This is a genomic window from Rathayibacter sp. VKM Ac-2928, assembly GCF_022815545.1.
GTDB classification, from domain to species: domain Bacteria; phylum Actinomycetota; class Actinomycetes; order Actinomycetales; family Microbacteriaceae; genus Rathayibacter; species Rathayibacter festucae.
In genome coordinates, this window is sequence record NZ_JALGRU010000002.1 from 534,264 (window position 1) to 549,106 (window position 14,843).

Sequence of the window (14,843 nt, forward strand, 5' to 3'; positions counted from 1 at the left end):
CGATCATCGCGACGGCCGCCACCGACGCCCCGGACGCCCATCTGCGCCGGGTCAACCCCGACAGACTAACCCGAGACCCCGGAATGACGAAGGGCCGGTCCGGGGCCTGAAAAGGGCCTGTGCGCGGGCGACGACGGTGCGGAGCGTCACCGGAGCCCGCGCGGACGCCCGGATCGGTGCTCCGATTGCGGACGTCAGCCGGTGACCGGCCAGACGTAGTCGAGCCCGGGCGGGGTGTCCGGGAAGAGCGGCGCGTAGTGCTCCGGGTCCTTCTCCACCAGCTTCGAGCGGTGCGAGAGATGCACGTCGTCGCGGCCGAACCAGGGCGGCAGCTCGATCTCTCCGGCGCGATACAGCGCCAGGTCGGCGCGCTGCGTCGCCAGCGCCGCCTCGGTCTTCTCGAGGCAGGTGTCGGCGTAGCCGCGGTCGGTCCAGGCGTCGCAGGTCTCGCGCTGGTAGGCCATCACCGCCGGCCGGTAGCCGCGCCACATCCGCACGGCGGGGTGGTGCTGCCAGCCGTAGCCGGGCACGGTGAGCGCGCGCATGATCTGCAGCGTCTCGATCCGCTGCTTCCCGAGCCGCTTGCTGTCGAGGGCCCGGGCGCTCGCGCGGAGGTCAGGGACGGGGAGGAAGGTCTGCACCCGCCCCATCCAAGACGACGCGGATGCTCCCCGGCTGAGTCCGTCCGGACGCCGCCCGGTCACCGGACCGTCACGCCGATGTCGCCTGCGCGGCGTACCGTGCGGCGCATGACCGGTCTCCCCCTCCTCGCCACCGACGACGTCCAGCTGCGCTGGGCGCGCCCCGAGGTGCTCGACTCCGCCCGGCACCGGATGCTCCGGCTGCTCACCCTCGCCGAGCGCCTGCGCTACGAGGCGACCGGCCGCCGCGAGGTGCGCGACGGCTTCCTCCTCGGCCGGGTGCTGGTCCGCGAGCTGGCCGCCGAGACGCTCGGGATCGATCCGCTCGACGTCCGCGTCGACGCGCGCTGCGGGCAGTGCAGCGGACCGCACGGCCGCCCGGTGCTGGGCGGCGACCACCCGGCGCTCGAGCGGATGCGGATCAGCATCGCCCACTGCGACGGCGCGGTCGTGGCCGCGCTCGCCACCGGTCGCGAGATCGGCATCGCCGCCGCCCGGAGCCGCGCGGTGCGCGAGCGGATCGCCTCGGGGAGCGCGAGCGCGGAGCAGGTGCTGCAGGAGCTGCGGACCCGCGCCGTGAGGAAGGCCGACGGACGCGGGGCGTCGAGCGGCGATCCGGTCCTCTTCCGCACTCGCGAGGGGGCGACGGAGGCGTGGATCGAGGGCTCCGAGGGCTACCTCGCCGTCTCGGAGCCGGTGGTGCACTCGGCGCTCGTCGTCACGGTCGCGGTCGCGCAGGACTGAGGGCGCGTCGTCCTGCGCGGTGCTGGACGCGGAGCGCGAGCCCCGGCTCACTCGAAGAGCGAGAGGGTGAGCGTCGAGCGGTAGGAGCCGGCGGCGACGGTCGGCTCGGTGGCGAGGAGCAGGTCCGCGGTGGCGGACCAGGATCCCGATCCCGCGGGGGAGTCGTCGGCGGCACTGAGGAGCACCGCGTCGTGCACGCCCGAGCCGCCGTCGAGGACACCTGCGACGCGGGGGCCCGCGGAGACCGCACCGCCGGGGCCGGTGAGCTCCGGGGTCCAGCCGAGGTGCGCGGCGCCGATCGAGCCGCCGCTCGCCCTGGTGAAGTCGCTCGCGGAGCCGAGCACGTACCAGCCGGAGACGGCCGGGCCCGCCGCGGAGCCGCGGGTGTCCGCGACCGTGACGGTGGGCAGGGCGCCGAGGAACTGCCGGCGCACCGCGGTGGAGCCGGACTCGACCAGAGTGGACGCCGATCCGGCGACGGTCATCGACAGGGCTCCGGGGGCGGTCGGCGGGTCGATGCTGACGCCCACGTCGACGCCGCCGGCGTCCTGTTGCTCGGGGAGGCGCTCGGGGTCCTGGGGTGCGGGAGTCGCGGCCGGGGTGGTGCCGTCGGGGGAGACGTCCGCGCTGTCGTCCTCCGGAGGTGCGGCGGCGGCGGACTCCGCCGGGGGGACCGTGCAGCAGGCGGTCGCGGGGTCGGTGTCGGAGCCGCGACCGCTGCGCGTCGCGGACGACGGCCAGGGCAGCGCCGTCGGCGAGGCGGACGACGTGGCGACGGGCACGGGCGCGGCCGTCGGCGTCCTCTCCGGCGCGGTGACCGCCTCCGGAGCGACAGCCGCCGAGGCGAAGACCAGGCTGAGCGCGAGGGCGGTGGAGGGGACCGCGGTCGCGAGGACGGCGCGGGTGGTGCGGATCACTGAGGTTCCCGTTCTGCCGGAAGCGGCGATGCACCGGCCTGAGATTCCTATCAGTGGCGGGCGGGCGGGGGAGACCCCGCTTCCGGGTGCAGTGGGTGGGTGGGTCTCGATACGCCGCGTGCCGCGGCTACTCGACCAGCATGCAGAGGAGGGGCTGCGGTTCGGCAGGCGAGGGCTGCGCTCCATGCTGATCGAGTAGCCCGCGCAGCGGGCGTATCGAGATCCACGGCGTCAGAAGGACGAGTCTGCAGACCTGCCTGCTGAGGACGGTGGGTCTCGATACGCCGCTGCGCGGCTACTCGACCAGCATGGACGGGGCCGCTGCGCGGCTACTCGACCAGCATGGACGGGGCCGCTGCGCGGCTACTCGACCAGCATGGAAGGGCCGGGTCAGCAGGTGCGGGCCGGGTAGCTCACCTTCTGCTCGAGGGTGGACGGGCCGGACGTCGCGGTGACGTGCACCTCGCCGGCCGGCATCGACGCCTGGCGCGTGGTCCAGCTGTGCGTGGCGTTCGCGCCGGCCGCGACGCTCGCGAAGGCCTTCTGCCCGTATGCGGACGAGACGGTGACGCCGATCGGCGCGGTCTCGCCGTTGGTGGCCGTCACCGACAGCACGGCCTTGCCGGCGATGCAGCGCGAGGACACGACGGCCGGGACCTTCAGAGCGGGAGCGGCCGCCTCGGGCACGACGATCTCGGTGATCTTCAGGTACGAGTTCGGCGTCGAGAAGCTGAGCTTCAGCCCCGTGGCGTCGACCGCGGTGAAGGGGATCGTCGTCAGCGCGCCGTTCGCCGCCGGAGCGACGTTCTGCGCGGACGTCGGGCGCCAGACGCCGTCGGTGCCGCGGTAGGCGATGCTCACCGAGGCGAGCGTGCCCTCGGTGTTCGTGAACGACAGCCCGGCGACGCGGTGCGCCTCGGTGTTGGTCAGCGTGAAGTCCGCACTGCCGGCGAACGCCTGGTCGGTCCAAGTCGACCACGCCGTCGCGACGTTCCCGTCGCAGGCGTTGCCGGCGGGCAGGGTCGCCCACTTCGTCTGACTGAAGGACGCCGAGACGGCGGCGCCCTTCACCCGGCAGACGTTCACCGGCGGCGCGGTGCCCCAGATCTGCACCTCGGCGATCGACTGCCAGGTGTTCGCGGCGCTCGTCAGGTGCAGGCGGAGGCCGGTGGTGTCCGGCAGCGAGGACAGGTCGAGCGCGACCGTCGGTGCGGCGTCGGTCGCGGCCTGCGAGAGGGTCGCGGCGACGGTGCTCGTGGTCCAGGCGCCGTTCACCTGGTACTCGACCTCGATGCGCGAGGGCCAGGTGGCCGTCGCGCCGTCCTTGAAGGCGTGCACCGTCACCGAGTCGAGGTTCTGCGGGCTGCTCCAGGAGAAGGCCAGCCGGCTGTCGCGGGGGTAGCCGGTGCCGGTCCAGTCGTCCCAGCCCTTCGCCTTCACGTTCCCGTCGATCAGCGTCGGCGCGAGGTCGGTGCGGCTCGAGACCGTGAGCGAGGCGCCGGGCGCGAGGTTGGCGATCCCGGGCTCCGCGACCTCGATGGTGCGGGTGAAGGTGCGTCCGCGCGCGAACTCGGAGTCGGCGGCGAGCGTACCCGTCACCGTCAGCGTGCCGAGGAGCGCGGGGCCGGTCGGCGCCCAGGTGACGGCGACGTCGCGGGTGGCGGTGTCGGTCTTCACCGAGACCGTGGCGGGCAGGACCGCGGCGACGTCGGCGTTCCGGCGCACCGCGTCGGGGAGGCGGTCGTCGACGACCGACCAGGTGCCGGCTCCGACGCCCTTGTCGTCCCAGTAGGACTCGTTCCAGCCCGCGGCCCAGCGCGCCGGGTCCTCGACGGCCGGGTTCCGCATCTCGAGCCGGCCGTTCTCGCCGATGGTCATCGGCAGCCAGACGTAGTTCGAGTTCGACTCGCCGTCGGCCCAGCGGTCGCCCATGTAGACGTACTTCCCGGGCGCGAGGGTCAGCACGTTGGTCGACTGCGAGCCGAAGGTGGTCTTCCGGGTGTCGCCGACGGAGAGGAGCCCGTCGCCGCCCTCGGGGATCGCGTTGTAGGCGACGTTCTCGTTGACGTCGCCCTTCTCCACTCCGCGGATCCACGAGCCGAGGATCGAGTCGGCCGTGTAGTAGGTCTGCGGGTTGGGCGCCCAGCCGGTCGCTCCGGAGGCGATCGTGTAGTACTTCCCGCCGTTCGCGAAGATGGCGGGCGCCTCGAGGTGGCCGCACTCCTTCACGATCTGGAAGTCGGTGCCGCGGACCGGCGCTCCGGCCTTCCCGTCGGCGAAGACGTAGGGATACGTGCCGTCGGCCGAGTACTGGCCGGCGTCGAGGGTGTCCGTCGTGGTCGTGCGCTCGACGTTCGTGTAGTCGGCGTCGAGCTTCGCGATGTAGAGGGAGTAGTTCTCCTCGGAGGAGTAGGAGATGTACGCGGTGCCGTCCTCGTCCTGGAAGACGGTCATGTCGCGCGCCTGGCCGGGGACCGCCGAGGTGGTGCAGGCCTGATAGTCCGAGCGGTTGTAGAGCCGGTAGACGCCCTGCATCGTGAAGGGGCCGGTCGGGCTGTCGGAGGTCGCGACTCCCGCCATCGACCGGGCGTAGGTGCTGCCGCCGGGGGTGATCCGGCCGTCGGAGTGCCACCACATGACCCACTTGCCGTTCTTCTCGTTGAAGAGCACCTTCGGTCGCTCGAAGATCGCGGTGTTCGGCGAGGCCTGGGTGGTGTCGAGGTGGTAGTCGAGCTCGGCGATGCGGTCGGCGCGGGGCTGGCCGGCGTCGTCGACGGTGTCGTAGAGGGCGTCGAAGTAGGGGTCCTGCAGATCCTCGGGCGCGGCGACGCTGCGCAGCGCGACGCCCTTGTTCTCCCAGTTGTGGCCGTCGGTCGAGCGGTAGACGGCGACGCCGGGGCTGCTCCAGTAGCCCTTGGTGCGGTCCTCGCCGTACCAGTACTGCACCTCCTGGCCGTTCTCCTGCGTGGTGACGATCTGGCCGCCGTGCGCCTGGATGTGGCGCCCGTCGGTGTCGTACCAGGAGGGCTGGAAGTAGCCCGCCGCGCTGCGGCCCGGGTCCTGGATCGCGGGGTAGTCGGTGTAGACGGGCGGCGGACTCGTCCGCGGGACGCCGTCGTTCGGGTCGGTGACCACGCCGGAGGGGGCGGCCGCCGCGGGCGACACTCCCGCTCCGAGGAGGACGGCCGCGAGGACGGCCGCCACTCCCGCCGCCACGGATCGCTGTCGAGGACTCATGCTGTGCTCCTTTGCACGCCGGACCGATGTTCACGCAAACATCGCACCTCGACCGTACATGGCGACGTCAACATTAAGCGAGGGGTCCGTGCTGCTCCGCTGGTCGACGCGGGTCTCGAGACGCCGCTGCGGGGCTGCTCGACCAGCACGCGGGCGCGTCTCGGGGTCCGCCGGTCGCGCGGTGGGCAGTCCATGCTGATCGAGTAGGCCGCGGAGCGGGCGTGTCGAGATCCACCACCGTTCGGAGTCAGGTCTGCAGGCCCGGCCTACTGAGGATGGTGGGTCTCGATACGCCCCTGCGGGGCTACTCGACCAGCAGGGAGCGCGGGGCGCGCAGCTGCGCGAGCGGGCCTTCGTGCAGCGGCTCCGTCTTCCAGCGCGACGTGAAGGTGCCGGCGGTGGGGTCGAGCGCGAGGTGCAGGCGGTGCGGCGTCTCGAGGAAGATCACGTCGACCAGGAGGGCCCCGCCCTCGCCGGCGCCGGCGCTCGCCGCGAACGCGCCCGTGACGGTCCACTCGCCGGAGCCGGGGGCGAGCAGCAGCCGCTCCTCGCCCTCGATCAGCGCGAGGGTCCAGCCGGCGGTGTCGCCCGCGATCTCCAGCGCGGTCAGCGAGCGGATCGCCGACCCGGGCGCGGGCGAGAAGCGCCCGGGTTCCGGCGCCGCGGACAGCGCGGGGAGCGGCGCGAGCCCGAGCGAGCCGAGGCGCTCGAGCAGCCGGGCGTCGGCCTCGGCCGTCGAGCCGCGGCCGACCGCCGGCAGCAGGTGCTCCCAGACCGCGGCGAGGAGTGCGCCCGTGTCGGTGCTCTGCCCGGTGATCGCGACCACGAGGTCGTGCTCGGGCAGGATCAGGCTGAACTGCCCGTAGGCGCCGTCGGCGCGGTAGCCGTGCAGCGAGCGCCAGAACTGGAAGCCGTAGCCCTGCTCCCAGTCGGGGGAGTCGGCCGGGGGAGTGTCGACGTGGGCGGTCGACGCCTCGGCGACCCACTCCGGTGAGAGGACCGCGGTCTCGTCCCAGCGCCCCTCCTGCAGATAGAGCTGCCCGAGCGCGGCGGCCGCCTCCGTCGTGGTGTGCAGCCCGCTGAAGCCGATCTCGCGGTCGGAGGCGTCGCGGATCCAGGCGACCTCGCCGATCCCGAGCGGGTCGAGCAGCCGCGGACGGAGGTACTCGGTCAGTGGCAGGCCGCTCACGCGCTGCACGATCGCCGCGGCGGCGAAGGTGCAGGGCTGGTTGTAGGCGAAGACGCTGCCCGGCTCCTGCTCCGGCGGCAGCAGCAGGAAGCCGCGCACCATGTCGACGGGATCGAGCTCTCGCGCCCGGTCGATGGTCTCGGCGGAGTGGCCGCTGGCCATCGCGAGGACGTCGCGGACGCGGATGGCCCGCGAGCGCGCATCCGTCACCTCGGCGTCGAGCTCGGGGAAGAAGGAGAGGACGGTCGCGTCGAGATCGACCAGCCCCTCGCCCACCGCGAGGCCGACCGCCGCGGCGGTGAAGCTCTTGCTGAGCGAGTAGAGCAGGTGCAGCCGCTCGGCCGAGTACGGCGCCCACCAGCCCTCGGCGACCACGGCGCCGGCGTGCACGACCATCAGGCCGTGCAGCTCGACGCCGGGAGCGGCCTCGATCGCGTCGAGCAGATCGAGGACGCCACCGGCGTCGAGGGAGTGGGTGGAGGGGGAGCTTCTCGGCAGTGAGCGCGTCATGCCTCGATGCTACGCAGGCGCGCTCACCGCCGAGGCGGGGTCGCTGCCGCCGACGGTCTCGTCGTCAGCGGCCTTCGCCTCCAGGGCTCGTGTCAGCCCGCTGCCGGTCCCGTCGGCAGGGTGAGGGTGCCGGTGAAGGGGGTGGAGTAGCGGGTGCCGAGGGGGGTGGTGCCGGAGAAGGTGCGGCTGAAGGTGATGCTCCCGGCGTCGAGGTCGGCCTGGGTGACCTGGGCTCGGACCTGGTAAGCGGGGGCGGGCTGGCCGGGGGTGAGCACCATGGTCGTGTCGTTGATGGCGCGGAGTTCGACGTCGCCGGTGTTCACGGGGCGGACGATCCAGGTGATCCGGGTGCCCACCTTCACGGTTTCGTCGTTCTTGAGTTCGAGGTGTCCCTCGAACTCTCCGGAGAGCCTGGGGCGCTCGGCGGGGGCGGGCAGGGCCATCGTCCCGGTGATGGCATCGGAGGTGTAACGGGTGCCGGCGATGGTGGTGGCGTCGTAGGTCTTGCTGAAGCTGACGCTGCCGGCGTCGAGGTCGGCCTGGGTGACCTGGCGCCTCCAGGAGAAGTGGTCGGTGGTCTCGCCGGGGGCGAGGTCGACGTCGATGCCGTCGATGGTGCTCAGCTCGACGTCGCCGGTGTTGGCGAGCTCGGCGGTCCAGGTGATCCAGGCGCCGGCGGTGACGGGTTCGCCGTCCTTGGTGTCGAGGACGCCGGTGAAGTGCCCGTCGATGCCGGGGTGCTGGACCGGGAGGGTGAGGGTGCCGTGGAGGGTGGGTGAGGTGTAGGGGGCGCCGTCGGGGGTGGTGGCGGAGAGGCCAGCGGTGAAGGTGGCGGTGCCGGCGTCGATCTCTTCCTGGGTGAGCTTGGTCTGCCAGAACAGGTGGGTGGTGGTCTCGCCGGGAGCGAGGTCGGTGTGGCTGCCGTTCAAGTCCTTGAGGGTGACGTCGCCGGTGTTGGTGGCCTCGATGCGCCAGGTGACCGTGGTGCTGGTGGTGGCGGGTTCGCCGTCCTTCTTGTCGAGGGTGCCGACGAGGCGTGCGCTGACGCCGGGGTGCTCGACGGGGAGGGTGAGGGTGCCGTGGAGGGTGGGTGAGGTGTAGGGGGCGCCGTCGGGGGTGGTGGCGGAGAGGCCAGCGGTGAAGGTGGCGGTGCCGGCGTCGATCTCTTCCTGGGTGAGCTTGGTCTGCCAGAACAGGTGGGTGGTGGTCTCGCCGGGAGCGAGGTCGGTGTGGCTGCCGTTCAAGTCCTTGAGGGTGACGTCGCCGGTGTTGGTGGCCTCGATGCGCCAGGTGACCGTGGTGCTTGTGCTGGCGGGTTCGCCGTCCTTCTTGTCGAGGGTGCCGACGAGGCGTGCGCTGACGCCGGGGTGCTGGACCGGGACGGTCGCGGGCGACGGGGTCGCAGTGTGCGCGGTGACGGTCGCCGTCCCCGGCGACGGCTCATCGGCGTGCGCGGCGGTCGCGGCGCCGCCGAGGAGGACGAGGGACAGCGCTGCCGAAACCGTCATGTCGAGGGCCCGTGCGGTGTGACGGCGGCCGGAGGTGGGTCTGCGGGAACTGTGTCGCGGGGTCATGGCGCTCCTTGACGTGAGGGTGAACAGAGGATGTGAAACATTGTCACATCCGCTGTCGACCCGGATCGCGCCCGTCGTTCCCTGTGGCGCGAGACGCGCCTCTCAGCCGGCCGAGGTGGGGAACGGCCCGAGGTCGAGCAGGAAGCGGAGGATCTCGCCGGCCGGGGCGCGGACGGCGGGGCCGGAGCCGAGCGACCAGGAGGCGTCGGTCGGCACGAGGGAGCTGCCGCGGGCCGCGGCGCGGATGGCCAGCGGGGCGCGGAGGGAGCGGTCCAGCGCCACGGCGCCGCTCACTTTCTCGGGGAGCACGGTCTCGGGGGCGAGGGCGAGCTCGACCCGGACCGCTTCGACCAGCTCGGCGACGCCGGTGGGGCCGCGACCGGCGCGGCGGGCGGTGGCGAGGGCGGTGAGCGCCGCCGGCAGCGCTGCCGGGGCGGGGGGATCGGCGGCCTCGCGAGCGCCGAGGCGGGAGGCGAGCCGCTGCGTCGTGCTGCTGGAGAGCCGCACGACGAGGGCGCCGAGAAGAGGGGTGGAGACGGCACTGGCCGCCCCGCCCTCCGCGAAGGAGGGGGAGGCGGCCAGGACGGCGAGCCGGTCGAGCCGATCCGCGACGAGCGGGCGCCAGTCGTTGCTGACCCCCGACTCGTCGACCGAGGCTCCGGAGCTGAGCGGCAGGAACCGCGACCAGTCGGCCACGACCGGAGCGGCTAGCGTCCGCCGGAGCGGCGCTTGTTGTAGACGTCGAAGGCGACCGCGAGCAGGAGCACGAGGCCCTTGACCGCCTGCTGCCACTCGATGCCGATGCCCATGATCGACATGCCGTTGTTCAGGACGCCGATGATCAGACCACCGAGGATCGCGCCGCCGATGGTGCCGACGCCGCCCTGGACGGCCGCGCCGCCGATGAACGCGGCCGAGATGGCCTCGAGCTCGAAGCCGTCGCCGGCCTTCGGGCCCGCCAGGTTGAGGCGGGCGGTGAAGACGAGGCCGGCCAGCGCCGCGAGGACGCCCATGTTGACGAACAGCCAGAAGGTGACGTTGCGCGTCTTGATGCCCGAGAGCTCCGCGGCGTGCAGGTTGCCGCCGATGGCGTAGACGTGGCGGCCGAAGACCGAGCGGTTCATCACGACGCCGTAGACGAGGACGAGGACGGCCAGGACGATCAGGGTCACCGGGATGCCCTTGAACGACGAGAGCGCGAAGGCGAACGCGGCGACGACGACGGCGATGAGGACGAGCTTGGTGACGAACCAGGCGCCGGGCTCGACGCCCTGGTTGTACTTCTGGCGGCCGCGGCGGGTGCGCACCGACTGGACGGTGAACGCGACGATCGCGAGCGCGCCGACACCGAGCGACAGCGGGTCGAGACCGGTGGTCTCGCCGAACAGGTCGGTGAGGAAGCCGTTGCCCAGGGCGCGGTACTCGATCGGGAAGGAGCCGATGTTCGCGTTACCGAGGACGACGAGCGCCAGGCCGCGGAAGATCAGCATGCCCGCCAAGGTCACGATGAACGCGGGTATCCCCACGAACGCGATCCAGAAGCCCTGCCAGGCGCCCACCAGAGCTCCGATGAGCAGCGAGAGCACGATCGAGACGAACCACGGCAGGCCCATGTTGACGGCGAAGACGCCGGACATGGCGCCGACGAACGCGGCGATCGAGCCGACCGAGAGGTCGATGTGCCCGGCCACGATGACCATCACCATGCCGATGGCGAGGATGAGGATGTAGCCGTTCTGGACGATCAGGTTCGAGATGTTCTGCGGACGCAGGAGGATCCCGTTGGTCATGATCTGGAACAGCAGCACCACCACGATCAGGGCGATGAAGATGCCGTTCTTGCCCAGGTCGCCCAGCACGTGGCTGAGGCGCTTGGTGAACGCGTTCTCGGTGGGGTTCACCTGCGCTCCCGCCGCCGTCGGCGGGGTGTTCTGCAGATCGGTCATCGTTGCTTCTCCTGGGTCATGAGGGTGAGGACGGCCTCGGGCGTGGCCTCGGCGATGGGCAGCTCGCCCGTGATGCGGCCCTCCGACAGCGCGTAGACGCGGTCGCAGATGCCGAGCAGCTCGGGCAGCTCGGAGGAGATGACGATGATCCCCTTACCCTCCGCCGCGAGCTTGTTGATGATGGTGTAGATCTCGTACTTCGCACCCACGTCGATGCCGCGGGTGGGCTCGTCGAGGATCAGGACGTCCGGGTCGGAGTAGATCCACTTCGAGAGGACGACCTTCTGCTGGTTGCCGCCGGAGAGCTTCCCGGTCTTGGCGAGCACGGTCGGCGACTTGATGTTCATGCTGCCGCGGTACTCGTTGGCGACCTCGAACTCGCGGTTGTCGTCGACGAGTCCGGCGCTGGACACCTTGGGCAGCGACGCGAGCGAGATGTTCCGCTTGATGTCGTCGATCAGGTTGAGGCCGTAGTGCTTGCGGTCCTCGGTGGCGTAGGCGAGGCCGTGGGCGATCGCCTCCGACACGTTGCGCATCCTGATCTCCTTGCCGGCCTTGAAGACCTGGCCGGAGATGCGGCTGCCGTAGGAGCGGCCGAAGAGGCTCATCGCGAACTCGGTGCGGCCGGCGCCCATCAGGCCCGCGATGCCGACGATCTCGCCGCGGTGCACGGTGAGGTTCACCTTGTCGACCATGACGCGGGTCGGGTCCTGCGGGTGGTGCGCGGTCCAGTCGACGACGCGGAGGATCTCCTCGCCGATGTGCGGCGTGTGGTCCGGGTAGCGGTGGTCGAGGTCGCGGCCGACCATGTCCTTGATGATCCGGTCCTCGGTCACGTCGTCGTGCGCGATCGTCTCGATCGTCTTGCCGTCCCGGATGACCGTGACGGTGTCGGCGATCTTCTTGATCTCGTTGAGCTTGTGGCTGATGATCAGCGAGGTGATGCCCTGCTCCTTGAGGTGCAGGATCAGGTCGAGCAGGTGGTCGGAGTCCTCGTCGTTGAGCGCCGCGGTGGGCTCGTCGAGGATGAGCAGCTTGACCCGCTTGGAGAGCGCCTTGGCGATCTCGACGAGCTGCTGCTTGCCGACTCCGATGTCCTGGATCTTGGTGGTGGGGTTCTCCTTCAGGCCGACCCGGGCGAGCAGCGAGGCCGCCTCCTGGTTGGTCTTGTTCCAGTCGATCAGACCGGCGAAGCCGCGGACCTCGTTGCCGAGGAAGATGTTCTCCGCGATGGAGAGGTAGGGGCTGAGGGCCAGCTCCTGGTGGATGATGACGATGCCCTTCGCCTCCGAGTCGCGGATGCTGGCGAACTGCATCACCTCGTCCTCGAAGACGATGTCGCCCTCGTACGTGCCGTGCGGGTACACGCCCGACAGCACCTTCATCAGCGTCGACTTGCCGGCGCCGTTCTCTCCGCAGATCGCGTGGACTTCGCCGCGCTCGGCGTTCAACGTGACGTCCTGGAGCGCCTTCACGCCCGGGAACGTCTTGGTGATGCCGCGCATCTCGAGGATGTTCGTGGTCACGCGTGCCTCCCTTCCTTCGTAGTGGGGGAGGGCGCCCGATGGGCGCCCTCCCGGGGTCGTGCTGTCGTCAGTGGAAGTGAGGCTTAGCCGTTGACTTCCGCGTCGGTGTAGTAGCCGCCGTCGACCAGCACGGACTGGATCTGGTCCTTGGTGACGATGACCGGCTCGAGCAGGAAGGAGGGGACGACCTTCTCGCCGTTGTCGTAGGTCTCGGTGTCGTTGACCTCGGGCTCGGTGCCCTCGAGGACGGCCTGGGCCATGGAGACGGCCTCCTTGGCGAGCTCGCGGGTGTCCTTGTAGATGGTCGCGTACTGCTCACCCGAGATGATCGCCTTGACCGAGTCGAGCTCGGCGTCCTGACCGGTGATGATCGGGAAGTCGGTGCCCACGGTGTAGCCGGCGTCCGTCAGCGCGGAGATGATGCCGCGGCTGAGGCCGTCGTAGGGCGAGAGGACGCCCTGGATCTTCGAGCCGTCGGAGTACGTCTTGGTGATGATGTCCTCCATGCGGCTCTGGGCGACCTCGGGGTCCCAGCGCAGCGTGGCGACGGTGTTGAACTCGGTCTCGCCCGACTTCACGACGAGGGTGCCCGCGTCGATGAACGGCTTGAGGGTGTCCATCGCGCCGTTGAAGAAGAACGTGGCGTTGTTGTCGTCGGGGCTGCCGGCGAAGAGCTCGATGTTGAAGGGGCCGGCCGGGGCGCTCGCCGCGGCAGTGCCCTCGAGGTCGGTCAGGCCGAGGCCCGCGAGGAGCGAGGTGGCCTGCTGGACGCCGACCTTGTAGTTGTCGAACGTGGCGTAGTAGTCGACGTTCGGCGAGTCGCGGATGAGGCGGTCGTAGGCGATGACGGGGATGTCGTTGGCCTTGGCCTCCTCCAGCACGCTGGTGAGGGTGGTGCCGTCGATCGAGGCGACGATCAGGGCCTTGGCGCCCTTGGTGATCATGTTCTCGAGCTGCGAGACCTGGGTGGGGATGTCGTCCTCGGCGTACTGCAGGTCGACCTGGTAGCCGGCGTCCTCGAGCTGCGACTTGACGTTGTTGCCGTCGGCGATCCAGCGCTCGGAGGACTTGGTCGGCATCGCGACGCCGACGAGGCCGCCGTCGCCCGAGCCGGAGCCCGAGTCGCCGGAGCCGCTCGAGCAGGCCGCGAGGGAGAGGATCATCGCGCCGCCGGCGAGGCCGGCGATGAGAGCGCGCTTCATTGTGGTCACTGTGATTCCTTCGTCATTGAATGCAGCGGGTGCTGGGCTGCCGCGGGGTGCCAGCGGCGGCGGGACGCTCATGTGAGCGATCACATGGAGTGATGCTAGACCCGCTGGCGGCAATCGTGCCACCACGGATGTCTCGACTCGATAACGGCGCGGATCATCGGTGCGCCGCGCGCACGACGGCCGCGAGCGACCGGGGAACGGCGGTGGAGCCGCGGACCATCAGCTGCGGGTCGATCGGCGGAGACGCCTCGGGGCGCTCGCCCTCGATCAGGCTCAGCAGCGTGGCCACGCAGCGTCGGCCGAGCTCGGCGAAGTCCTGCCGCACGCTCGTCAGCGGCGGCCAGTAGTAGGCGGCCTCGGGGATGTCGTCGAAGCCGATGACGCTGACGTCCTCGGGGACGCGGATCCCGCGCTCGTGGAACGCGCTCATCACGCCGAGCGCCATCTGGTCGTTGGCGGCGAAGACCGCGGTGACGTCGAGGAGGCGGCTGAGCTCGAGGCCGACGTGGTGGCCGCGCTCGGCGCTCCAGTCGCCGAGGATCGGCGGGCGCAGCGGCAGGTTCCGGTCGCCGAGCTCCACCAGGTAGCCGCGCATCCTGGCCTCGGCCTCGATCCAGTCCTGCGGACCGGAGAGGTGCACGATCTCGGTGTGGCCGAGCTCGATCAGGTGCGCGGTCGCCATCCGCGCGCCGGCCATCTGGTCGACGTAGAGCGCGTCGCCGCGCTCGGCGTCGGTGGTCTGCAGGGTGACGTTCGGGATCCGCAGAGCGACGCCGGAGAGGATGTCGAAGACGCGGATCTGCGGGGCGATGACCACGAGACCCTCGACCGCCTGGTTCAGCAGGTGCCGGATCCCGGCCTGGATGGAGTCGCCGTCGGTGCCGTCGACGTTGGCCGTGACGACGAGGTAGCCGGCGTCGCGGGCGGCGACCTCGATGGCCTGGATGCTCGACGCGGGGCCGAACTGCAGGCTCTGCGAGGAGAGCACCCCGATGGTGCGGGTGCGGCTGGTGACCAGGGCGCGGGCGGCGAGATTGGGCCGGTAGTCGAGCTCGGCCATCACGCCGAGCACGCGCTTCTTGGTCTCGGCGCGCAGGCTCGGGTGGTCGTTGAGCACCCGGGAGACGGTCTGGTGCGACACTCCGGCGGCCCGGGCGACGTCGTAGATGCTCGGGGCCCGCGGCGCGGGCTTGTCTTCCGGCATCGGGCACCGTGGCTTCCTGTGATCGGGCGGCGCTTCGTCGCAGGGACGCGGGTGCCGCTGCGATGCGGGGCCCGCCCGTCCGCGGGCGCGTGTGAGCACACCTTACGTCTCCCGCGGGGCGGAACCCCTCTCAGGGGGGACGCG

At 71.2% G+C, this 14,843-nt stretch carries 11 protein-coding genes; 1 reads left to right on the forward strand and 10 read right to left on the reverse strand.

Annotated elements, in window-relative coordinates:
- Positions 1-194: 194 nt before the first annotated feature.
- Positions 195-650 carry an MSMEG_6728 family protein gene (locus MT350_RS10060; protein WP_243598400.1) on the reverse strand — a complete coding sequence of 152 codons (456 nt, stop codon included), beginning with the start codon at positions 648-650 and terminating at the stop codon, positions 195-197.
- Positions 651-749: 99 nt separating this feature from the next.
- Between MT350_RS10060 and MT350_RS10065 the strand changes: the two genes are divergently transcribed.
- Positions 750-1,385, forward strand: coding sequence for a 4'-phosphopantetheinyl transferase superfamily protein (locus MT350_RS10065; protein WP_243598401.1), 636 nt, complete (start codon positions 750-752; stop codon positions 1,383-1,385).
- 47 nt (positions 1,386-1,432) lie between these two features.
- On the opposite strand, the gene MT350_RS10070 is transcribed toward MT350_RS10065, so the two are convergent.
- The 9 genes from MT350_RS10070 to MT350_RS10110 form a co-directional block, all read right to left on the reverse strand.
- Entirely contained in the window at positions 1,433-2,302 is an 870-nt protein-coding gene (locus MT350_RS10070; protein WP_243615852.1) for a hypothetical protein, read from the reverse strand.
- Positions 2,303-2,692: 390 nt separating this feature from the next.
- Positions 2,693-5,539 carry a glycoside hydrolase family 43 protein gene (locus tag MT350_RS10075; protein ID WP_243615853.1) on the reverse strand — a complete coding sequence of 949 codons (2,847 nt, stop codon included), beginning with the start codon at positions 5,537-5,539 and terminating at the stop codon, positions 2,693-2,695.
- 304 nt (positions 5,540-5,843) lie between these two features.
- Positions 5,844-7,238, reverse strand: coding sequence for a serine hydrolase (locus tag MT350_RS10080; RefSeq protein ID WP_243615854.1), 1,395 nt, complete (start codon positions 7,236-7,238; stop codon positions 5,844-5,846).
- Between the two features lie 92 nt (positions 7,239-7,330).
- Entirely contained in the window at positions 7,331-8,746 is a 1,416-nt protein-coding gene (locus tag MT350_RS10085; protein WP_243598405.1) for a hypothetical protein, read from the reverse strand.
- Between the two features lie 168 nt (positions 8,747-8,914).
- Entirely contained in the window at positions 8,915-9,508 is a 594-nt protein-coding gene (locus tag MT350_RS10090) for a hypothetical protein (protein WP_243598406.1), read from the reverse strand.
- Between the two features lie 11 nt (positions 9,509-9,519).
- Positions 9,520-10,758 carry a multiple monosaccharide ABC transporter permease gene (mmsB, locus tag MT350_RS10095; RefSeq protein WP_123447756.1) on the reverse strand — a complete coding sequence of 413 codons (1,239 nt, stop codon included), beginning with the start codon at positions 10,756-10,758 and terminating at the stop codon, positions 9,520-9,522.
- Positions 10,755-12,284 (reverse strand): multiple monosaccharide ABC transporter ATP-binding protein, encoded by a 1,530-nt coding sequence (mmsA, locus tag MT350_RS10100; RefSeq protein WP_123447755.1) that lies wholly within the window; start codon positions 12,282-12,284, stop codon positions 10,755-10,757. Before mmsA ends, mmsB begins: the two co-directional genes overlap by 4 nt.
- 83 nt (positions 12,285-12,367) lie before the next feature.
- Positions 12,368-13,486 (reverse strand): multiple monosaccharide ABC transporter substrate-binding protein, encoded by a 1,119-nt coding sequence (gene chvE / locus MT350_RS10105; RefSeq protein WP_132437646.1) that lies wholly within the window; start codon positions 13,484-13,486, stop codon positions 12,368-12,370.
- 163 nt (positions 13,487-13,649) lie between these two features.
- The gene (locus tag MT350_RS10110; RefSeq protein ID WP_123705241.1) at positions 13,650-14,699 is read right to left on the reverse strand and encodes a LacI family DNA-binding transcriptional regulator; all 1,050 of its coding nucleotides are present in this window, start codon (positions 14,697-14,699) and stop codon (positions 13,650-13,652) included.
- Positions 14,700-14,843 lie beyond the last annotated feature (144 nt).